Source organism: Halomonas sp. YLGW01 (assembly GCF_014840935.1).
Classification (GTDB): domain Bacteria; phylum Pseudomonadota; class Gammaproteobacteria; order Pseudomonadales; family Halomonadaceae; genus Onishia.
The window spans coordinates 3,122,302-3,143,025 of sequence record NZ_CP062005.1 but is presented as its reverse complement, the minus strand read 5'-3'; the positions used below and the strand labels follow the sequence as shown (position 1 = coordinate 3,143,025).

Sequence of the window (20,724 nt, the reverse complement as noted above, 5' to 3'; positions counted from 1 at the left end):
CTGCGTTTGAGCGGTACTTCAGGTGGCCTGGTCCTCGAGGAAGGCCGCGCACATCAGCTCCCGGGTATAGGCGTGACGAGGCCTCTGGAACAGCGCCTCGGTGTCGCCCTGTTCGATCACCTCGCCGTCCTTCATCACCAGCACGCTGTCGGCCAGCGCCCGCACCACCGCCAGGTCGTGGCTGATGAACAGGTAGGTGAGGTCGTGTTTTGCCTGCAGGTCGCGCAGCAGGTCGATCACCGTTGCCTGCACCGAGCGGTCCAGCGCTGAGGTGGGCTCATCCAGCAGCAGGAACTCGGGCTTGAGCACCAGGGCGCGGGCGATGGCGATGCGCTGGCGCTGGCCCCCGGAAAATTCGTGGGGGTAGCGATGGCGCATGGCCGGCTCCAGGGCGACATCGCAAAGCGCTTCCTGCACCTTGGCATCGCGTTCACGCCGCCCCAGTAAGGGGGCGTGGACCCGCAGGCCCTCGCCGACGATCTCACCCACCGTCATGCGCGGCGACAGGGAGCCGAAGGGGTCCTGAAAGACCACCTGCATCCTTGAGCGCAGCGGTCGCATGGCGGCGGTGTCCATGCCATCGAGGGCCGTGTCGTCGAAGCGGATGTCGCCCCGGCTGTCGAGCAGGCGCAGCAGGGCGCGCCCAAGGGTCGACTTGCCGGAGCCCGACTCGCCGACGATACCGAGGGTCTGGCCGCGCCGTAACGTCAGGTCGATGCCACGTACCGCCTCGAAGTACTCCGCGGGCCGGAACAGGCGCCTTTTCAGCGGGAAGCGCACGCGCAGGTCATGGGCCTCAAGCAGCAGCGGCGTGTCGTCGGGCACCGGGGCCTTGTGGCCGCGGGGCTCGGCGTCGATCAGCATGCGGGTGTAGGCATGCTGCGGGTCGGCAAAGAGCGCTTGGGTGGCCCCACTCTCGACCCGCTGGCCCTTGCGCATCACGCAGACCCGATCTGCGAAGTGGCGCACGATGCCCAGATCATGGGTGATGAACAGGATGGCCATGCCGTAGCGCTGCTGCAGGTCCTTCAGCAGGGCGAGGATCTGCGCCTGGACGGTGACGTCCAGCGCCGTGGTGGGCTCGTCGGCAATCAACAGCTTCGGCTCGCAGGCCAGCGCCATGGCGATCATCACCCGCTGGCGCTGGCCACCGGAGAGTTCATGGGGATAGCTTTCAAGGCGCCGCTCCGGCTCGGGGATGCCGACCTGATCGAGCAGTGCCAGGGCGCGCTTCCGCGCTGCCTGGCCGCGCAGGGCGGTGTGCTTGTTCAGGACCTCGATGATCTGCCGGCCTATCCGGTGCAGCGGGTTAAGCGAGGTCATGGGCTCCTGAAAGATCATCGAGATCTCGTTGCCGCGCAGCTGGCGCATGCGCTTGGCGCTGACCCGCAGCAGGTCTTCCGGTTGCTCCCCGCCGTGCCAGTGGATGGCCCCGGTGGGCCTGGCCAGTTCCGGCAGCAGGCGCAGGGCGGCGGTGGAGGACACCGACTTGCCGGAGCCGGATTCGCCGACGAGTGCCAGGGTCTCTCCGGCATGGATCGTGAAGCTTAAATCCTTGACGGCGGCGACGGTGCCGCCGGGCAGGTCGAAGTCGACCCGCAGGCGATCGATCTCGAGCAGTGGCTGTGACATGGCGCCTCCTTGGCGGTCGCGTTCAGCGGGTCGGGGTTAGCGGGTTGGGCTTATCGAGTTCGGGGGTCGAGGGCATCGCGCAGGCCATCGCCCAGGAAGTTGAGGCACAGAAGCGTCACCGCCAGGAAGGCGGAGGGCACCAGCAGCATCCAGGGGGCGGTCTCCATCATGTCCTTGCCCTCGCTGATCAGCACGCCCCAGCTGGTCAGCGGTTCCTGTACGCCGAGTCCGAGGAAGGACAGGAAGCTCTCGAGCAGGATCACCTTGGGTACGGTCAGGGTGACGTAGACGATCACCGGGCCGATGGCATTGGGAATCAGGTGGCGGGTGACGATCTTGTGGCTGCGCACCCCGAGTGCCCGGGCGGCCTCGACGAACTCGCGGCGCTTCAGCGCCAGCACCTGGCCGCGCACGATGCGCGACATATCGAGCCACTCCACGGCGCCGATGGCGGCATAGATCAGCAGGATGTTGCGACCGAACACCACCATCAGCAGGATCACCAGGAACATGAAGGGCAGCGAGTACATGATGTCGACGAAGCGCATCATCAGGTTGTCGGTGCGGCCGCCGACGAAGCCGGCGATGGCGCCGTAGAGTACGCCGATCACCAGCGAGACGAAGGTGGCCACCAGGGCCACGGACAGCGACACCTGGCCGCCATGCAGCACGCGGGTCAGCAGGTCGCGGCCGTTGGCGTCGGTGCCGGCGTAGTGGCCGTTCTCGGGGCTTGGTGGGGTCAGGAAGGCATTCCAGTCGACCTCGTCCAGCGCCCAGGGCGTCAGCCAGGGGCCGGCGATGCAGGCGAGCGCAATCAGGGCCAGCAGCACCAGGCTGGTGGAGGCGGCCTGGTTCTGCCTGAGCCGACGCCAGGCCTCGCGGGCCAGGCTGTCGCCGGCGACATGGGGAGTCGAGACAGCGGTATCAGTCGTCATAGCGAATCTGCGGGTCCAGGGCTGAGTAGAGCAGGTCGACGAGAAGATTGAGCAGCACGATCAGGGCGCCGTAGAACACCACCGTGCCCATCACCAGGGTGTAGTCGCGGTTGAGGGCGGCCTGCACGAAGTAGCGACCGATGCCGGGGATGCCGAAGATCTGCTCGATCACCACCGAGCCGGTGATGATGCCGGCGATGGCGGGCCCCAGGTAGGAGACCACCGGCAGCATCGCCGGGCGCATGGCATGGCGCCAGATCACTTCGTGCTCGGCGAGGCCCTTGGCGCGGGCGGTGCGGATGAAGTGGCTGCCGAGGATCTCGATCATGCTGGCGCGCATCATGCGGGCGATGTAGGCGATCTGCTGGATCGACAGCGCCACCACCGGCAGCACCAGGTTGGGCCAGGCGCCCTCGTTCCAGCCGCCCACCGGCAGCCAGCCGAGGAAGACGCCGAACACCAGGGCCAGCAGCGGGGCGATCACGAAGTTGGGAATCGCCACCCCGGCAAGCGCGGTGCCCATCACCAGATAGTCGACGGTGGAGTTACGCCTGAGGGCGGCGATTACCCCCAGCGGCAGGCCGATCAGCAGCGCCAGGCCGATGGCCCAGAGGCCGAGCTCCAAGCTAACGGGGAAGCCCTGCGCCACCAGCTCGGTGACGCTGAAGTCCTTGTACTTGAAGGAGGGGCCCAGATCGCCCTTGAGCAGGTTGCCCATGTAGATCAGATACTGCTGCCAGACGGGCTCGTCCAGGTGATAGTTGGCCATGAGATTGGCCTCGATCTCCGGCGGCAGCTGGCGCTCGCCGTCGAAGGGGCCGCCCGGGGCCAGGTGTATCAGGAAGAAGGACAGCGTGATGACGATCCATAGGGTCGGAATCGCCTGCAGCAGGCGCTTCAGGGTATAGCGGAGCATGACGGGGCCTCATGCCCCGGACACGGGGCCCGGGGACAGTCGCAGCGGTGGGGAAGGTCGGGTCAGTCCTCGACGCTGATCCAGCGCGAACGGTGGATATCCTCGATGTTGGTCTCCCAGCCGTTAAGCTCGGGGCTGACCAGGTTGCGCGAGACGTAGTAGTAGATCGGCAGGGTGGCGTTGTCCTCGAGGGCGAGGCCCTCCGCCTCGGCCATCAGGTTGGCGCGGGCCTCCATGTCCTGGGTGATCGCGGCCTCGTCCATCCGGGTGTCGAAGGTCTCGTTGGCGTAGGCGCCGTAGTTGTTCGCGACGTCGCTCTCCAGAAGGCTCAGGAAGTTCTGGGCATCGTTGTAGTCGCCGATCCAGCCGGCGCGGGCCACGTCGAAGTCACCCTGACGAATGTCGGCGTAGTGCACCGCCACCTCTGAGTTGTAGAGCTCCACCTCGACGCCCAGCGGCTTCCACATCGCGGCCAGGGCGATGGCGACCTTGCGGTGGTCCTCGCTGGTGTTGTAGCGAAGCTGCAGGGCCAGCGGGTTGTCGGGGCCGTAGCCGGCGTCCTGCATCAGCTCGCGGGCGCGGGCCAGGCGCTCCTCCTGCGAGAGCTCGGCGAAGTCGAGCTCGGGGCCGTCGTAGTGGGCCACGTCCGGTGGCACGAAGCTATAGGCGGGCTCTTCGCCGGTCCCGAGGATCTGGTCGGTGATCACCTCGCGACGCACGGAAAGGCTCAGTGCCTCGCGTACCCGCGGATCGGCCGTGGCGTGGCCGTCACGGGTATTGAGCACGTAATAGTAGATGCCGAGATAGGGCGCCACCCGCACGGCCTGTGGCAGGTGCTCCTTGAGCCAGTCGTACTGCTGGGTGGGGAACTCCCGGGCGATGTCGATCTCGCCTGCACGGAAGCGGTTCAGCGCGGTGTTGCGCTCCTCGATGGGGAAGTACACCACCTCGTCCAGTGCCACGTTGTCGGCATCGTGGAAGTGCGGGTTGCGGGTGGCCTCGATGCGCGTCTGTGACTGCCAGTCCTCCAGGGCGAAGGCCCCGTTGGAGACCATGTGCTCGGGCTTTGACCAGTCGTCACCGTATTCTTCCACCACGTGCTTGGGGAGCGGGTAGGCGGTGTAGTGAGCCAGCTGGTCGAGGAAGTAGGGGGTGGAGCGCTCAAGCGTGATCTCGAGGGTGTGCGCGTCCAGGGCCTCGATCCCCAGGGTGCTGGGCTTGGCGGCGCCATCGTAGACGGCCTCGGCGTTCTTCACCGGATAGAGCAGATAGGCATAGCTGGCGGCGGTGGCCGGGTCGAGAATGCGGCGGAAGGCGAAGACGAAGTCCTCGGCGGTCACCGGGGTACCGTCGGACCACCTGGCGTCCTCGCGCAGTTCAAAGGTGTAGGTGGTGCCGTCCTCGGCGACCTCCCAGGAGGTCGCCACACCGGGAATTCGCTCGCCGTCGGCGGCCTCGGTGATCAGGCCCTCGAAGAGATCGCCGACCACGTCATTTTCCCAGGTGCCGCTGATCTTGTGGGGATCCAGGGAGGCCGGCTCGCCCATGATGGCGAGGCGCAGGGTATCGGCCTGGAGGGGCGAGGTGGCAAGGCCTGTGGCGAGCAGCAGGGGGCCGACGGCGAAGCGTGGCTTGAGCATGAGTCACTCCTTGACTTGTTGTTGTGAGGTGGGGCCAACCGGCCCTGCCGTCACCATGTCCAACCCGTCGCCGATGGTCTATTCGAAATTGCGCATAGCCGCATCGATGAATTCGATACCCCCGCCGTGACGCGGATCGTGCGGGATGGCCGGGTGCCGTGGGGTTCGCTACAATGGAGCGCTTTTTCGCCCGGGGCATTCTGACGCCTCGGGACCATCACTCGCGAGAAAACTCAGGCAGCGACCATGCTAGAGACCAACCCGATTCATACCCTGATCAAGGACCTGTCCGAACGGACAGACGTCCTGAGGGGGTATCTTTGACTATGCCGAGAAGAAAGACCGGCTAGAGGAAGTGACCCGCGAGCTCGAGGACCCCAACGTCTGGAGCGATCCGGACTATGCCCAGAAGCTCGGGAAGGAACGGGCCTCGCTGGAGACCGTCGTCGAGACCATCGAGACCCTCGAACAGGGTCTGGCCGATAACGGCGACCTGCTCGAGCTGGCCGAGATGGAAGAGGATCAGGATACCGTCGACGAGGTCAGCCGCGAGCTCGACGGCTTGCAGGAGAGCCTCGCCAAGCTCGAGTTCCGGCGCATGTTCTCCGGCGAGATGGACGAGAACAACGCCTACCTCGATATCCAGGCCGGCTCCGGCGGCACCGAGGCCCAGGACTGGGGCAACATCCTGCTGCGCATGTACCTGCGTTGGGCCGAGCATCACGGCTTCAAGGTCGAGATCATCGAGGCCTCGGCGGGGGACGTGGCGGGCATCAAGTCGGCGACGATCCACGTCCAGGGCGATCACGCCTTCGGCTGGCTGCGTACCGAGACAGGCGTGCACCGCCTGGTACGCAAGAGTCCCTTCGACTCCGGCGGCCGTCGCCACACCTCCTTTGCCTCGGTGTTCGTGTCCCCGGAGATCGATGACAGCTTCGAGGTCGACATCAATCCCTCGGACCTGCGCACCGACACCTATCGCTCCAGCGGCGCCGGTGGTCAGCACGTCAACACCACCGATTCGGCGGTGCGGATCACCCACGAGCCGACCGGCATCGTGGTGGCCTGCCAGAACCAGCGCAGCCAGCACGCCAACCGTGACCAGGCCATGAAGATGCTGAAGGCCCGGCTCTACGAGCGCGAGATGCAGGAGCGCAACGCCGCCAAGCAGCAGGCCGAGGAAGCCAAGGCCGATATCGGCTGGGGCAGCCAGATCCGGTCCTACGTGCTCGACGACCAGCGGATCAAGGACCTGCGCACCGGCGTGCAGTCCAGCAGCTGCGACAAGGTCCTCGACGGGGACCTGGATCAGTTCATCGAAGCCAGTCTCAAGCAGGGGCTGTGATCGACGCGGGCGGCGCCACGCCGCCCGTGCATCACCCCCGTCGCCCATCACATTTCAGGTAGCGTAATGGCCCATCAAGATCCCACTTCGCCCGATGAGAATCACCTGATCGCCGAGCGCCGTGCCAAGCTGGCCGAGCGTCGCGAGCTTGCCCAGCGCACCGGCGCGAGCGCCTTCCCCAACGACTTCCGTCGCGACAGCCTGGCTGCCGAGCTCGACGCCGAACTCGGCGACAAGGACAAGGCCGAGCTCGAGTCGCTGGACCGTCAGGCGGCCGTTGCCGGGCGCATCATGCGCAAGCGTGGTCCCTTCATCGTCATCCAGGATTCCTCCGGCCAGATCCAGCTCTACGTCGACAAGAAGGGCCTGCCCGCCGAGGTGCTCGAGGACATCAAGAGCTGGGATATCGGCGACATCGTCGCCGGTCGTGGCCCGGTGCATAAGTCCGGCAAGGGCGATCTGTACGTGATGATGCGCGAGGCCACGCTGCTGACCAAGAGCCTGCGCCCGCTGCCCGACAAGTTCCACGGTCTCACCGACCAGGAAGCCCGCTATCGCCAGCGCTATGTCGACCTGATCATGAATCAGGACTCGCGGCGTACCTTCGAGGTGCGGGCCGGCGTGATCGCCTCGATCCGTCGCTTCTTCGAGACGCGTGGCTTCATGGAAGTCGAGACGCCGATGCTGCAGGCGATCCCCGGCGGCGCCACCGCGCGGCCCTTCAAGACGCACCATAATGCGCTGGATATCGACATGTTCCTGCGCATCGCGCCGGAGCTTTACCTGAAGCGCCTGGTGGTCGGCGGCTTCGAGCGCGTCTTCGAGATCAACCGCAACTTCCGTAACGAGGGGCTGTCGACGCGGCACAACCCCGAGTTCACCATGCTCGAGTTCTACTGGGCCTATGCGGACTACCTCGACCTGCTCGACATCACCGAGGAGATGATCCGGGGCGCCGCCCAGGATGTGCTCGGCACCACCACGCTCGAGTACCAGGGCACCACCTTCGAACTCGACAAGCCGTTCCGCCGCCTGACCATGCGCCAGGCCATCCTCGAGCACGGCGATGGCATCCAGGCTGCCGACCTCGATAGCCTCGAGGCCGCCCGGGTGCTGGCCAAGCGGCTGGGCATCGAGGTCAAGGAAGGCTGGGGACTCGGCAAGCTGCATACCGAGATCTTCGAGGAAGTCGCCGAGGAGAAGCTCGAGCAGCCGACCTTCATCACCGCCTACCCGGCCGAGGTCAGCCCGCTGGCGCGTCGCAATGACGAGGATCCCTTCGTCACCGATCGCTTCGAGTTCTTCATTGGCGGGCGCGAGATCGCCAACGGCTTCTCGGAGCTCAACGATGCCGAGGACCAGGCCGAGCGCTTCAAGGCGCAGGTCGCCGAGAAGGAGGCCGGGGATCTCGAGGCCATGTACTACGATGCCGACTATGTCCGCGCGCTCGAGTACGGCCTGCCGCCGACCGCCGGCGAGGGCATCGGCATCGACCGGCTGGTGATGCTGTTCACCGACAGCCCCTCGATCCGCGACGTATTGCTGTTCCCGGCGATGCGCCCCGAGGTGGATTGAGCGACAGGCCTCGCGACGCCCGGGGAAGGCACCACCGCGAACACGCGGTGAACCCTTCCCTGGGCGCTCCTTTTTTTCTCCCTGAAAAAAGAGGTTCGCTCCGGTGCCGTCCCGGGCGCCCGGAGGCATCGGGAGAACGGGTTGGCCTGCCTTGGCTGCCCGGATTCGTCGAGCACGCCGGGAAGTGTTGGTAACGTACGGTTTCAGCACCCATAATGGTCGTCGTTTTAGCCGTCGTGGCATGCCTGTCGAGGAGAGTCCAATGAAACTGCTCAACCGCTCCGCTCTGAGCGTCAAGCCGACCCAGCTGTTCGTGGACTGGATCAACTCCCTGGAACCCACGGTGGGCGACGATGACCTGACCCTTGCGGATGTCGATCGCGAGAACACCGTCTACCTGATTCCCGAGATGGACTCACCGGAGGCCCTCGAGGGCTTCGTGCGCGAACGCTATCTGGAGATCCTGGAGTCCGAGCTCGAGGCCTGGGAAGAGGATCGCCGCCAGTGGCCCGAGACCCTCGACTGGGCGCTGTTCCAGCGCTTCGTGCACGTGGAGCACAGCTACCTGGCGGTCGACCTCGATGACGAGGCGCCGCTGGAGGTCGGTGAGATCGACGACGAGCTGATCGCCGAGCACGAGCAGGACTAGCCGACCGGTTCTGCCGACGGGGCTCTGCGCCTCGTCCTGTCTCTGAAAAAACCGGCCGCGGCCGGTTTTTTTCGTTGGGTACCGTGGCAGCGGTGCCTCATCCGTCACCCATCACCCATTTCGTGCGACGAAGGCTCATGAAGCGACTGTTCGAGACCCGCCCCGAAGACGACGGCCTGCCTGGCCGCGAGCGACGCCTGGCGGTGCTGGCGTTGGTCACCGGCACCAGCATGGCGGTGATCGATGCCACCATGATCAACATCGCCCTGCCGTCGATCGGTCGTGATCTGGGCATCGATGCCTCGCGCTCGGTGTGGGTGATCAGCCTCTTCCAGGTGGTGTGCGCGGCGAGTCTGCTGCTGTGCGCGGCGCTCAGCGAGATCGTCAGTCGTCGCCGGCTCTATTTGGCGGGGCTTTCCCTCTTCACCCTGGCCGCCCTGGGGGCCGGGCTCTCCACCTCCTTCGAGATGCTGCTGGCCTGCCGGGCCTTGCAGGGGCTGGGGGCCGCGGCGACCCTGTCGATCGGCCCCTCGCTGTATCGGCTGATCTTTCCCTCGCGACTGCTGGGCAGTGCCATGGGGCTCAGCGCCCTGGTGGTGGCCGGCGGCTATGCCTCGGGCCCGACGCTTGGCGGCCTGGTGCTGGCCGTGGCCGACTGGCCCTGGCTGTTCGCCCTCAACGTGCCGCTGGGATGTCTCGCCTTCGGGCTTGCCTGGCGGGCCCTGCCGGCGGAGCCGCGCCGCGCGGGCGGCTTCGATGCCTTGGGCGCGGGGCTCTCGGCGGCCACCCTGGCCAGTGCCTTTCTGGCCATGGATGGCCTCGGCCACGGCGCCGGCTGGCCTCGTGTGACAAGCTGCCTGGCGGTGAGTCTGGTGGCCGGTGGGCTCTTCCTGCGCCGCCAGCGTAGAGCGCGCTATCCGCTCCTGCCCCTTACCATGTTCGCGGCGCCGCGCTTCTCGCTGGCGCTCACGGTCTCTGGGCTGACCTTCGTCGCCCAGGGCCTGGCCTTCGTCGCCCTGTCGTTTCTCTACCAGCAGCAGATGGGCTATTCGCCGCTGGAGACCGCCTGGCTGTTCACGCCCTGGCCGCTGACCATCATGCTGGCCGCGCCGCTGGCCGGGCGCCTCGCCGATCGCGTCAATCCCGCCGTGCTCTCGACCCTGGGGCTCGCCGTCCTGCTGGTCGGGCTCGCCTGTCTGGCGCTGCTGCCGGCCGAGGCGAGCCTTGCCGACAGCCTGTGGCGCATGGCCCTGTGCGGGCTCGGCTTCGGGCTCTTTCAGGCGCCGAACAATCGCGAGGTGATGCTCAACGTCAGTCATGATTACAGCGCCAATGCCTCGGGCATGATGGGCACCACCCGCACCATCGGCCAGTCGCTGGGGGTGGCGCTGGTCGGGCTCTGCCTGGCGTCCCGGGGCGGAGACGTCCAGGCCTCGCTGTGGATCGCCTGCCTAGCCTGCGGCCTGTCGCTGGCGGTCAGCCTGCGCCGCATCCCGCTGACGATGGCCTCGCCTCAGGTCGCATCGCCGAGCTCCGATTAGGCGGGTACAATGACGGTGCGTTTATCGCAGCGGACATCGAACCCTTCATCATTCTTCCCATCCATCAGTGCGAGGCCCCGTCATGAGCGTTCAGGCGCGCATCGAAGACACGCTTAAGACCCTCGAGCCGGTCCATCTGACGGTCGAGAACGAGAGCCACATGCACCATGTGCCGGCCAACTCCGAGACCCATTTCAAGGTCACCCTGGTGTCCGACCGCTTCGCCGGCCTGATGCCGGTCAAGCGTCATCAGATGATCTATGCGCTGCTGGCCGACGAGCTGGCAGGGCCGGTGCATGCCCTGGCGCTGCACCTCTACACCGCCGAGGAGTGGCAGAGCCGCGGCGAGGCGCGTCCCGATTCCCCCAACTGCCGGGGTGGCGGCCGCTCGTGAACGAACCGCAGCGCCTGCAGTATCTCGAGGCGATGGGTCTGACCGCCTGGGTCGGGCGCTACCGCCTGCCCAATGCCGCCCCCACCGAGGCCTGCGATTGGGAGGCGCCGGCGGCGCCGGCGCCGCAGCCCCATGCCGCGCGGCTGCAGGCGTTGATCGACGATGCCTCCGCCCCGAGGTCTACCCCTTCGCAGCAGGGCAAGGATGCGTCTGTGGCGTCTCGGGATGGGGCCAGAGGCGAGGAGGCCCCCGCCGCCAGGGGCGCCGGCAGGGCGCGGGCGCTGCTGGCCGGCGATACGCCCGTGGCGTCTCCGGACGCTTCGCCGGCGTCGTCGGCGCATGACGAGGCACCAGCCGGCCCCAAGCGGCATGCGGCCCCGGACGCTCCCGTCGAGGAGGCGGCCGAGTCGACGCCCGGCGAAGCGCTGCGCTTCTCGTTGCAGATCGCCGCCCTCGAGGGGCGCTGGTTGCTGGTGCTGCCCGCCGAGGCGCCGCCGGAGGCCATGCCTCGGCGCCTCCTGGCGAACCTGCTGCGTGCCGCCGGCATCCGGCCCGCCGAGATGCCGGCGTTCCAGCACTTTCGCTGGCCGATGATGGACGAGCTGCCGGTCGCCGCTCCCCTGGAGGAGGCCCGGGACGGCCTGCGGGCCTTCCTCGAGGGACGGCGTCGTCAGGGCTGGCGGCCCGAGCGGCTGCTGGTGTTCGGTGAGGATGACACCCTGTCCCGGGTGCTGGGCCTCGAGGCCGACTATTGCCCCCTGCTCGAGCTGCCCGCCTGGCAGGGGCCGTCGCTGGAGGCACTGGCCGCCGGCGCCGAGGCGAAGCGGGCCCTGTGGCCGACGCTGCGCGCCTGGGGCGAGGCCTGGCAAGAGACTCAGGCGGAGGTGGCGGCGGGTCAGACGGCCAGACGTGATGAGGATGCCGTTCCATGAGCATGGCCAGTGCGGCGAGGGCGGATGAGGTGATCGTGCTGACGCCCGCCTGGCAGGGCGCCGTGGTGGCGGTGGAGCAGGCCGGTCAGTCGAATCCCTGGTCCGAGCGTCAGCTCGCCGAGGCGCTCGTCGCAGAGGATCATGAAGTCGTCGGCCTGCTGGACGAGGGGGGCGCGCTGATCGGTTATGCCGTGCTGGCCCGCCTGCCCTTCGAGGCCGAGCTGCAGGCGATCACCGTGGCACCTGCGGCGCGACGCCGGGGCGTGGCCCGGGCGCTGCTCGAGGCCCTGATCTCCACGGCGACGACCTGGGGCAGCGAACGGCTGCTGCTGGAGGTGCGTGCGAGCAATGCGCCGGCGCTGGCGCTCTATCGGGGGCTTGGTTTCATCGAGGAGGGGCGGCGGCGGGGCTACTATCCGTCTTCAGAGGCATCGGGCCCGAGAGAGGATGCGCTGCTGATGGGGTGCGCGCTCTAGGCGATGCCATCCTGCAGTGTCAGGCCGGGGCGCCATGACGCCCGTGGTCGCCAACACGAAGACGCCGCCCGATGGGCGGCGTCTTCGTGTCGGTCATCGAGTAAGGCGATCCAGCGGAGCGCCGTTCAGGCGCTGGTTTCGCTGCTGTTGCTGGTCTCGAGGGCCTGGAACTTGCTCAGCAGGCCGTTCAGGCGCTGTTCCCACTCATCGTGCTCCTGCTTGAGCCGGGTGTTCTCCTCACGCAGCTCCTCGGCCTCCATCTTCAGCATTTCGATCGCGTCGACGGCATTGCTGACCTGCTGCTCGAGCTGATTGAAGAGTTCAATGCTCATCCTGGTTCTCCTGATGACGGTCTGCCCTCACTGGCAGACGGGTGGTGGTCAGGGCGCAGCGTACGACGGGTGGCGCGACGCGGCAAGCGTCGTCTAGGGCAGACGGTAGAGCCGTCCGGTGCTGTCGCCGGCCCGCACTTCTCGGTGCAGTAGCCAGCCCTCCGGCACCGCGGGATCAAGCGTCGCCTCGACCTCCAGGTAGACGAAGGCTCCTGGGGCCAGCAAGCCGCCGTCGGCGAGTCTGCGACAGCTCTGCTCGGCCAGGCCCTGGCGGAAGGGCGGGTCCAGAAAGACCAGATCGAAGGGGGCCTTGCCGTTACCCGAGGCGCCGCCGGGCACGCCGTCGAGAAAGGCTTCGGCGGCGGCGGTGATGACGCGCCCGCTGGCCCCCAGGGTGGCGATGTTCGCCTCGAGCGCTCGGGCGACCGGGGCGCTCTGCTCGATGAACAGCGCCTCCCGAGCGCCGCGGGACAACGCTTCGAGGCCCAGCGCGCCGGTCCCGGCGTAGAGATCCAGCACCCGGGCGCCGGGGGTGGCGGTGGACAGCCAGTTGAACAGGGTCTCGCGGACCCGGTCCGGCGTCGGGCGCAGGCCGGGATGATCGAGCACCGGAAGCATGCGGCGCCGATAGTCGCCGCCGATGATTCTCAGGCGGCCGGCGTTCCGGCGGCCGGCGTTCGCGCGGCTGCCCTGGGCCTTGCCTTGGCGGCGGGGGCGTGATGAAGAGGATCGACGTTGTTTCATGGTCGGCTAATTGTACCCGGGGCCTTGTCCACAGTCATGGTCGGCGATGGTACGATGGCCCGATTCTCCGCACTCGAGACCAGATCACGCCCATGTTCGGATTTTTCAAGCGCAAGAAGAAGCAGGACCCGGCACCGCAGGACCAGGCGCCGGATCAGGCGATCACCCCCGACGCGACAGAAGACGCCGCCGATGAGGCGTCATCGACGAGCGCCGCTACCGCCGAGCGCCCCGTCGAGACTCGCGCCTCGGAGCCCCCGGTGGCCGAGGCGCCCGCCAGTGCTCACGATGAGCGCCCGGCTGCGGACGACGCGACCGACGAGCCGGTTGCTGAGGCCGCTGAAGCGACCATCAATGCGCACCAAAACGGCGCGACCGACGGGCCGGTCGCCGAGCAGGCCCCGGAAACCGTCATCGAGCCCGAGGTGGACGAGCGGCCGGTCGCTTCCGCCCCGGCCGTCGAGGCCGACGCCGAGGTCGAGCGTGCGCAACAGCCGGCGCCCGAGCCGACGCCTGCACTGAAAGACGAGCCGAGAGACGAGTCGGCGGCTGACGCGGAGCCGATGCCGGCGCCGGCAAAAACGTCCGCAGATGTTGCCCCCGAGCCCGAGCCTGCGCCGCGTGCCGCCGCTCGCGACGACAAGAGAGCCGCACAGCCTCAGAAAGCCGCCGAACCGGAGAAGGGCAAGAAGAAGGGCTGGTTCGCCCGCATCAAGGAAGGCCTGGGCAAGACACGCGCTAACCTGAGCGAGGGCGTGGCCGATCTGTTCCTCGGCAAGAAGCAGATCGACGACGAGCTGATGGAGGATCTCGAGACTCAGCTCCTGATGGCGGACGTGGGCATCGAGGCCACCACCGAGATCATCGACCGGCTCACCGCCCGGGTCTCCCGCAAGGAACTCAAGGAGCCTCAGGCCCTCTATGAGGCCCTGCAGGAGGAGCTCGCCGCGCTGCTCGAGCCGGTGGCCAAGGACCTGGTACTGCCGGAGAAGGGGCAGGGGCCCTTCGTGATCCTGATGGTCGGCGTCAATGGCGTCGGCAAGACCACCACCATCGGCAAGCTGGCCAAGCGCTTCCAGGGCCAGGGTCGCAGCGTGATGCTGGCCGCCGGCGATACCTTCCGCGCCGCCGCCGTGGAGCAGCTGAAGGTGTGGGGCGAGCGCAACGAGGTGCCGGTGATCGCCCAGCACACCGGCGCCGATAGCGCCTCGGTGATCTATGACGCCCTCTCCGCGGCCAAGGCGCGCGGCGTCGACGTGCTGATCGCCGACACCGCCGGCCGCCTGCACAACAAGAGCCACCTGATGGAGGAGCTCAAGAAGGTGCAGCGGGTGATGGGCAAGCTCGACGCCGCCGCGCCCCATGAGGTGATGCTGGTGCTCGATGCCGGCACCGGCCAGAACGCCCTGTCCCAGGCCGCCACCTTCAACGAGGCGGTGCCGGTCACCGGCATCACCCTGACCAAGCTCGACGGCACCGCCAAGGGCGGCATCATCTTCGCCCTGGCCAAGCAGCTCGGCACGCCGATCCGCTATATCGGCGTCGGTGAGACCGTCGATGACCTGCGGCCCTTCGCCGGCCGTGACTTCGTCGATGCGCTCTTCGATCAGGGCCGCGGCGAGTGAGCCTGATGCCATGATCGCCTTCGAGCACGTCGGCAAGCGCTACGGCGGGCGCTTCGAGGCCCTGGCCAATATCGACTTCCGGGTCCGGCGCGGCGAGATGGTCTTCCTGACCGGCCACTCCGGGGCCGGCAAGAGCTCGCTCTTGCGTCTGATCATGCGCCTGGAACGCCCGTCTCGCGGCAAGGTGCGGGTGGCCGGCCACGACATTGCGACGCTGCACTCGAGCCAGGTGCCCTTCTACCGGCGCCAGATCGGCGTGGTCTTCCAGGATCATCAGCTGCTCTTCGACCGGGACGTCTTCGCCAACGTGGCGCTGCCCCTTCAGATCCAGGGGGCCGAGCCCCGTGACGTGGCGCGCCGCACCCGGGCGGCGCTGGACAAGGTGGGGCTTCTGCATCGCGAGAAGGCGCTGCCCATCGAGCTCTCCGGCGGCGAGCAGCAGCGGGTCGGCATCGCCCGGGCGGTGGTCAACAAGCCGGCCCTGCTGCTGGCCGACGAGCCGACCGGCAATCTCGATCCCCAGCTCTCCGCCGACATCATGACGCTGTTCGAGGACTTCCATCGCATCGGCACCACGGTGCTGATCGCCAGCCACGACCTGGCGCTCATCGCCCGGCTGCGTCACCGGGTATTGCGCCTGCGCGACGGGCGCCTGGTCGGCGATCAGGAGGCCTCATGAGTAAGCGCGAGAGCGGTCAGGCGGCTCGCCCGTCACCCCGTCGCGGCGCCCGCAGTCAGCGCACCGCGCTGCGCAGCCGGCTCGGTGCCTGGGCTCGCCACCATCGGGCGATGTGCCTGGACAGCGCCGGCCGGCTGCTGCGCACTCCCGTGGCGAGCCTCTTGACCATGCTGGCCATCGCCATCGCCCTGATGTTGCCTACCGCGCTCTGGCTGACCCTGGACGGCGCGCGGCTGCTGGATGCCGAGCTCGACGAGAGCGCCACCCTGACGGCCTACCTGACAAGCGACGTCGACGAGGGCGAGGCGATGCGGGTGGCCGAGGCGCTGGGGGCGGCACCCGCGGTCGAGGCGGTACGATTGATCACGGCCGCCGAGGGGATGGCCGAGTTCCAGCAGGCGCTCGGGCTCGAGGACGCCCTGGCGCGGCTCGATCGCAACCCCTTGCCGGCAAGCGTGGTGGTGTCGCCGCGGGATGCATCGCCTGCGGCGATGCGCGCCCTGGCCACCGAGCTGGAGGCGGTCGGCGGCGTCGACGAGGTGCGGCTGGATCTTGCCTGGCTCGAGCGTCTCAAGCGCCTCGCCGAGCTTGGTCGGCGCATGACGCTGGCGCTCGGCCTGCTGTTCGGGTTGGGCGTGCTCTTGGTGGTGGGCAATACCATCCGGCTGGCGGTGGAGAGCCGACGTCAGGAAATCGAGGTCGTGACCCTGCTTGGGGCCACCCACGGCTTCGTGCGTCGCCCCTTCTTGTACAGCGGCGCCTGGTACGGGCTCGGCGGTGGCCTGTTGGCCTGGGGGCTGCTGGCGCTGGGCCGGCAGTGGCTGAGTGCCCCGGCCACGGCGCTGGCCGAGAGTTACGGGGCCAGTTTCACGATGCCTGCGCTGGATGGCGCAGGCTCGGCAACGCTGCTGGTTTCGAGTACACTACTCGGTTTGCTGGGGGCCTGGATCGCGGTCACGCGTCACCTGGCTGACATTCGCCCCCGGTAGGCTACACTGCGTGGCGATGCGGACATTTCATGCCGAGAGGCGCGAGCGACTGGCATTCACCGGAACTTTATGGTCTGGTGGGCGTCAAAGCTGCGAAACGTTAGTCATCTAATGGTCTGGGCCGAACCCCCTTGCCTGGATCATGACGTCCGCTCCCGCGCATGAGCGATCTACCTGTTCTTGTGCGCACGATACTGAGGGCAAACTTGGAGACATCCTGCATGAGCACCAGTCTTCTGCCTGCTGGCCATCTTTCCCCGGGCCACGACCTGAATGGTTACATTCAGGCGGTCAACGGCATCGCCGTGCTGACTGCCGACGAAGAGCGTGAGCTGGCGTTCCGCCTTCACGACGAGAACGATCTCGAGGCGGCGCGCCGACTGGTCATGTCGCACCTGCGCTTCGTGGTGCATATTGCCCGCAGCTATTCCGGCTACGGCCTGCCCCAGGCGGACCTGATCCAGGAAGGCAACGTGGGCCTCATGAAGGCCGTCAAACGCTTCGACCCGCATCAGGGCGTGCGTCTGGTGTCCTTCGCGGTGCACTGGATCAAGGCCGAGATCCACGAATTCGTGCTGCGCAACTGGCGCATCGTCAAGATCGCCACCACCAAGGCCCAGCGCAAGCTGTTCTTCAACCTGCGCAGCGCCAAGAAGCGTCTGGCCTGGCTGAACAACGACGAGGTCGAGGCCATCGCCCAGGATCTCGACGTCAAGCCGCAGGTAGTGCGTGACATGGAAGGGCGGCTGTCCGCCTATGATGCGGGCTTCGATGCCTCGCCGAGCGATGACGACGAGTCCTCGTCCTATCAGGCGCCGGCGAACTTCCTCGACGACGGCCGCTATGATCCGGCCACCCAGCTCGAGAACAGCGACTGGGAAGAGGACTCCACCCGCCGCCTGCGCGCGGCCCTGGGCGAGCTCGACGAGCGCTCCCAGGATATCCTGACCCGGCGCTGGCTCAACGAGCCCAAGGCGACCCTGCATGATCTGGCCGATGTCTATGGCGTCTCCGCCGAGCGCATCCGCCAGCTCGAGAAGAACGCCATGAAGAAGATCAAGCAGCAGATCGGCGACGCCCTGGTCGCCTGATCGAGGCCCCTCGGTGAACGCCGGCCATGCGGGCCGGCGACGCCAAACACGAAGAACCCCCGATGCCTGAGCATCGGGGGTTCTTCGTTTCACGGCTTGCCATGCGGTCGCGTCAGGCGCGTGCGAGCTCCGGCACCTCTAGCAGCAGGCGGTCGGCGATCAGCGCCCACTGATCGTCCCAGAACTCGGTGGGGCGGCGCTTGAAGTCGCTCCTGACGTACTGGGAGATCTGGCCTTCCACATGCACCATCAAGAGGTTGGCGCTGGCCGCGGCGGAGCCTCGCGGGCGGCGCTGCTCGTGGAGTTCGGCCTCTCGCAGGACCTGCTTGAGCTGTGTTTCCAGACGCTCGAAGAGCTGGTGGATGCGCAGGCGCAGACGCGCGGTCTCGCCGGTCAGGGCGTCGCCGCCGAGCAGTCGTGACAGCCCTGGATTCTTCTCGGCGAACCCGAGCAGCAGGGTGATGATCTGCTGGCAGCGCGGCAGCGCCTGCGGGGTCTCGTCGAGGATGCGACGGATGCGCTCGAACAGGCTCTCCTCGATGAACTCGATCAGTCCCTCGAACATGCGCGCCTTGCTCGGGAAGTGGCGATAGAGCGCAGCCTCGGAGACGCCGACCTGGCGGGCCAGGGCGGCGATGGTGATGCGCTTGCCACTGTCCTCCTCGAGCATCAGGGCCAGCGCCTGAAGGATCTGCTCGCGGCGGTTGGGTTTGGTGGTTTCCTGCGTCATGAGCTTCTTCTAATAATATTTGGGAGTCTTGAGCTCATCCTACTGAGCCTCCGCGAGCGGGGCAAACCGCCGGGAGGCTCCCCGCTCAGTCCTCGCTCTCGAGGATCTGAGTGCCGACCCCGGCCTTGGTGAAGATCTCCAGCAGGGTGGCGTGAGGCACCCGGCCGTCGATGATGTGGGCGCTGGCCACGCCGCCCTTGACCGCCTCGAGGGCGCAGCGGATCTTCGGCAGCATGCCGCCATGGATGGTGCCATCGGCGATCAGGGCGTCCACGTCCTGGGTCGAGAGGCCGGTGAGCACCTCGCCTTCGGCATTCATCAGGCCCGCCACGTTGGTCAGCAGCATCAGCTTCTCGGCGGACAGCGCCTCGGCCACCTTGCCGGCCACCAGGTCGGCGTTGATGTTGTAGCTGCGGCCGTTCTCGTCGACACCGATCGGCGCGATCACCGGAATGAAGTCGCGGGCGGTGAGCATCTCGATCAGGTCGGTGGAGACGTGCTCGACCTCGCCGACATGGCCGATGTCGATGATCTCCGAGGCGGTCATCTCTGGGGTCTTCTGCGCGACCTGGAGCTGGCGCGCGCGGATCTGGGCGCCGTCCTTGCCGGTCATGCCGATGGCCTTGCCGCCGCACTGGTTGATCAGGTTGACGATGCCCTTGTTGACCAGGCCGCCCAGCACCATCTCGACCACGTCCATGGTCTCGGCATCGGTGACGCGCATGCCGTTGACGAAGCGCGACTCGATCTTGAGCTTGTCGAGCAGCTCGCCGATCTGCGGGCCGCCGCCGTGGACCACCACCGGATTGATGCCGACCTCCTTCATCAACACCATGTCGCGGGCGAAGGAGTCGATCAGGGTGTCCTCGGTCATGGCGTTGCCGCCGTACTTGACCACCACGGTCTTGCCGGAGAAGCGCTGGATGTAGGGGAGGGCCTCGGAGAGGACCTCGACGACCTGGCGGGGGTCGCGGCTGTGTTCACTCATGGGGATATCTCTTGTTGCGACCGGCCCCGACGGGGCCGGTCGTGGCATGGTCTGGCCTGGTCAGAAGGGCAGCTCGAGGCTCGGGTCGATCTGGGTCAGGGCCTCGCCGAAGCGGGTCTTGATGCGCGCAAGCGCCGCCTCGCTCTTGCCCTCGAAGCGCAGCACCAGCACCGGAGTGGTGTTGGAGGCGCGGCACAGGCCCCAGCCGTCCGGATAGTCGACACGAATACCGTCCAGCGTGGTCTTGATGCCGTCCTCGCCGAAGTCCGCCTCCCGGGCCAGGCGCTCGACCAAGGCGAACTTGGTCTCGTCGGTGACGGTGATGTTGAGCTCCGGGGTGCCGAGATCCTGCGGGAAGCGGGCGAAGAAGGCGTCGGCGTTCTGCTCCTGCTTGGCCAGGATCTCGAGCAGGCGGGCGGCGCCGTAGAGGCCGTCGTCGAAGCCGTACCAGCGTTCCTGGAAGAAGATGTGACCGCTCATCTCGCCGGCCAGTTGTGCGCCGGTCTCCTTCATGCGGGCCTTGATCAGCGAGTGGCCGGTGCGCCACATCTCCGGGGTGCCGCCGGCGGTCTCGATCACCTGGGCCAGGTTGCCGGTGCACTTGACGTCGAAGATCACTCGGGCGCCGGGATTGCGCTCGAGCATGTCCTCGGAGAAGGCCATCATCAGACGGTCCGGGTAGATCAGCTCGCCGGCGGGGGTGATCACGCCGAGGCGGTCCCCGTCGCCGTCGAAGGCGAGGCCAATGTCGGCGCCGGTTTCCTTGACGGTGCGGATCAGGTCGGTGAGGTTCTCGGGCTTGCCCGGGTCCGGGTGGTGGTTGGGGAAGGTGCCGTCGATCTCGGCGAACAGCGGGATGGTCTCGATGCCGAGGCGCTCGATGAGCTGGGGACCGAGTTCGCCGGCCACGCCGTTGCCGCAGTCGACTACCGCCTTGAGCGGCCGCGCCGGGGCGATGTCGCTAAGGATGCGCTCCAGGTACTGCTCGCGCACATCGGCCTCGCGTATGCTGCCCTGGCCGCTTGCCAGCTCATTGTCGACGAGGCGGGTATGCAGGGCGGTGATGGCGTCGCCGGACAGGGTCTGGCCGCCGAGCACGATCTTCAGGCCGTTGTAGTCCGGCGGGTTGTGGCTGCCGGTGAGCATCACCCCGGAAGCAGTGCCCTCGAGCACGTGGGTGGCGAAGTAGAGCACCGGGGTCGGCACCATGCCGATGTCGATGACGTCGCGGCCGGCGGCGGCCAGGCCGCGCATCAGGGCGGCGGCCAGGCGCGGGCCGGAGAGGCGGCCGTCGCGAGCCACCACCACGGTGGACTCGCCACGAGCGGCGGCCTCGCTGCCGATGGCGCGCCCGATCTGCTCGACGCCATCTTCGGTGAGGGTGTCATCGACGATGCCGCGAATGTCGTAGGCGCGGAAGATCGAGGCGGGAATCTGGGTCATGAGGTCATTCCTTCGCAGGAGCTGGATGAGAGGCGGGGCATCCTGGCCCCGAACATGTCAGGCGGTTG

General features: G+C 67.5%; 20 protein-coding genes. 11 read left to right on the top strand and 9 right to left on the bottom strand.

What is annotated here, in order from left to right:
• Positions 1–18 precede the first annotated feature (18 nt).
• The 4 genes from IEJ03_RS14385 to IEJ03_RS14370 all read right to left on the bottom strand — a co-directional run bounded on the left by IEJ03_RS14385 (position 19) and on the right by IEJ03_RS14370 (position 5,123).
• Positions 19–1,632 carry an ABC transporter ATP-binding protein gene (locus IEJ03_RS14385; RefSeq protein WP_192035494.1) on the bottom strand — a complete coding sequence of 538 codons (1,614 nt, stop codon included), beginning with the start codon at positions 1,630–1,632 and terminating at the stop codon, positions 19–21.
• A gap of 50 nt (positions 1,633–1,682) precedes the next feature.
• A complete protein-coding gene (locus IEJ03_RS14380; protein ID WP_192035493.1) occupies positions 1,683–2,567 on the bottom strand; it encodes an ABC transporter permease subunit in 885 nt (294 codons plus the stop codon).
• Positions 2,557–3,483: an oligopeptide ABC transporter permease OppB gene (gene oppB / locus IEJ03_RS14375; RefSeq protein WP_192035492.1), complete on the bottom strand. Its 927-nt coding sequence runs from the start codon at positions 3,481–3,483 to the stop codon at positions 2,557–2,559. Before oppB ends, IEJ03_RS14380 begins: the two co-directional genes overlap by 11 nt.
• Positions 3,484–3,545: 62 nt before the next feature.
• Entirely contained in the window at positions 3,546–5,123 is a 1,578-nt protein-coding gene (locus IEJ03_RS14370; RefSeq protein ID WP_192035491.1) for a peptide ABC transporter substrate-binding protein, read from the bottom strand.
• A gap of 246 nt (positions 5,124–5,369) precedes the next feature.
• Between IEJ03_RS14370 and prfB the strand changes: the two genes are divergently transcribed.
• The 7 genes from prfB to rimI all read left to right on the top strand — a co-directional run bounded on the left by prfB (position 5,370) and on the right by rimI (position 12,035).
• Positions 5,370–6,468, top strand: a protein-coding gene (gene prfB / locus IEJ03_RS14365) for a peptide chain release factor 2 (protein ID WP_192035490.1) whose coding sequence is annotated in 2 segments (ribosomal slippage) — positions 5,370–5,444 and positions 5,446–6,468 — 1,098 coding nt in all. Because the reading frame shifts where the segments join, the coding sequence is not laid out codon by codon here.
• A gap of 66 nt (positions 6,469–6,534) precedes the next feature.
• The gene (gene lysS / locus IEJ03_RS14360; protein ID WP_192035489.1) at positions 6,535–8,043 is read left to right on the top strand and encodes a lysine--tRNA ligase; all 1,509 of its coding nucleotides are present in this window, start codon (positions 6,535–6,537) and stop codon (positions 8,041–8,043) included.
• A 262-nt stretch (positions 8,044–8,305) separates the two neighbouring features.
• Positions 8,306–8,692, top strand: coding sequence for a hypothetical protein (locus IEJ03_RS14355; RefSeq protein WP_192035488.1), 387 nt, complete (start codon positions 8,306–8,308; stop codon positions 8,690–8,692).
• Between the two features lie 137 nt (positions 8,693–8,829).
• Positions 8,830–10,233 carry an MFS transporter gene (locus IEJ03_RS14350; RefSeq protein WP_192035487.1) on the top strand — a complete coding sequence of 468 codons (1,404 nt, stop codon included), beginning with the start codon at positions 8,830–8,832 and terminating at the stop codon, positions 10,231–10,233.
• An 82-nt stretch (positions 10,234–10,315) separates the two neighbouring features.
• A complete protein-coding gene (locus IEJ03_RS14345; protein ID WP_192035486.1) occupies positions 10,316–10,627 on the top strand; it encodes a BolA/IbaG family iron-sulfur metabolism protein in 312 nt (103 codons plus the stop codon).
• On the top strand, positions 10,624–11,559 hold the full coding sequence (locus tag IEJ03_RS14340) for a hypothetical protein (RefSeq protein ID WP_192035485.1): 936 nt from the start codon (positions 10,624–10,626) through the stop codon (positions 11,557–11,559). The genes IEJ03_RS14345 and IEJ03_RS14340 overlap by 4 nt, the downstream gene beginning before the upstream one ends.
• A complete protein-coding gene (rimI, locus tag IEJ03_RS14335) occupies positions 11,556–12,035 on the top strand; it encodes a ribosomal protein S18-alanine N-acetyltransferase (RefSeq protein WP_347400983.1) in 480 nt (159 codons plus the stop codon). The genes IEJ03_RS14340 and rimI overlap by 4 nt, the downstream gene beginning before the upstream one ends.
• Positions 12,036–12,160: 125 nt before the next feature.
• On the opposite strand, the gene IEJ03_RS14330 is transcribed toward rimI, so the two are convergent.
• Both IEJ03_RS14330 and rsmD read right to left on the bottom strand, forming a co-directional pair.
• Positions 12,161–12,367, bottom strand: a complete 207-nt coding sequence (locus tag IEJ03_RS14330; protein WP_192035484.1) for a cell division protein ZapB — start codon at positions 12,365–12,367, stop codon at positions 12,161–12,163.
• 93 nt (positions 12,368–12,460) lie between these two features.
• Positions 12,461–13,111 carry a 16S rRNA (guanine(966)-N(2))-methyltransferase RsmD gene (gene rsmD, locus IEJ03_RS14325; RefSeq protein WP_192035483.1) on the bottom strand — a complete coding sequence of 217 codons (651 nt, stop codon included), beginning with the start codon at positions 13,109–13,111 and terminating at the stop codon, positions 12,461–12,463.
• A gap of 92 nt (positions 13,112–13,203) precedes the next feature.
• Here rsmD and ftsY point away from each other — a divergent pair, with 92 nt between their 5' ends.
• The 4 genes from ftsY to rpoH all read left to right on the top strand — a co-directional run bounded on the left by ftsY (position 13,204) and on the right by rpoH (position 17,495).
• Complete coding sequence (ftsY, locus tag IEJ03_RS14320) at positions 13,204–14,736, top strand: signal recognition particle-docking protein FtsY (protein WP_192035482.1); 1,533 nt, start codon at positions 13,204–13,206, stop codon at positions 14,734–14,736.
• Positions 14,737–14,746: 10 nt separating this feature from the next.
• Complete coding sequence (gene ftsE, locus IEJ03_RS14315; protein ID WP_192035481.1) at positions 14,747–15,415, top strand: cell division ATP-binding protein FtsE; 669 nt, start codon at positions 14,747–14,749, stop codon at positions 15,413–15,415.
• Entirely contained in the window at positions 15,412–16,404 is a 993-nt protein-coding gene (gene ftsX / locus IEJ03_RS14310) for a permease-like cell division protein FtsX (protein WP_192035480.1), read from the top strand. The genes ftsE and ftsX overlap by 4 nt, the downstream gene beginning before the upstream one ends.
• A 221-nt stretch (positions 16,405–16,625) precedes the next feature.
• Positions 16,626–17,495 (top strand): RNA polymerase sigma factor RpoH, encoded by an 870-nt coding sequence (rpoH, locus tag IEJ03_RS14305; protein WP_192035479.1) that lies wholly within the window; start codon positions 16,626–16,628, stop codon positions 17,493–17,495.
• Between the two features lie 112 nt (positions 17,496–17,607).
• Here the strand turns inward: rpoH and slmA are convergent, their stop codons facing one another.
• The 3 genes from slmA to IEJ03_RS14290 all read right to left on the bottom strand — a co-directional run bounded on the left by slmA (position 17,608) and on the right by IEJ03_RS14290 (position 20,656).
• Entirely contained in the window at positions 17,608–18,225 is a 618-nt protein-coding gene (gene slmA / locus IEJ03_RS14300) for a nucleoid occlusion factor SlmA (protein WP_192035478.1), read from the bottom strand.
• Between the two features lie 85 nt (positions 18,226–18,310).
• On the bottom strand, positions 18,311–19,213 hold the full coding sequence (gene argB, locus IEJ03_RS14295; RefSeq protein WP_192035477.1) for an acetylglutamate kinase: 903 nt from the start codon (positions 19,211–19,213) through the stop codon (positions 18,311–18,313).
• A gap of 60 nt (positions 19,214–19,273) precedes the next feature.
• Positions 19,274–20,656 (bottom strand): phosphomannomutase/phosphoglucomutase, encoded by a 1,383-nt coding sequence (locus IEJ03_RS14290; RefSeq protein WP_192035476.1) that lies wholly within the window; start codon positions 20,654–20,656, stop codon positions 19,274–19,276.
• Positions 20,657–20,724 lie beyond the last annotated feature (68 nt).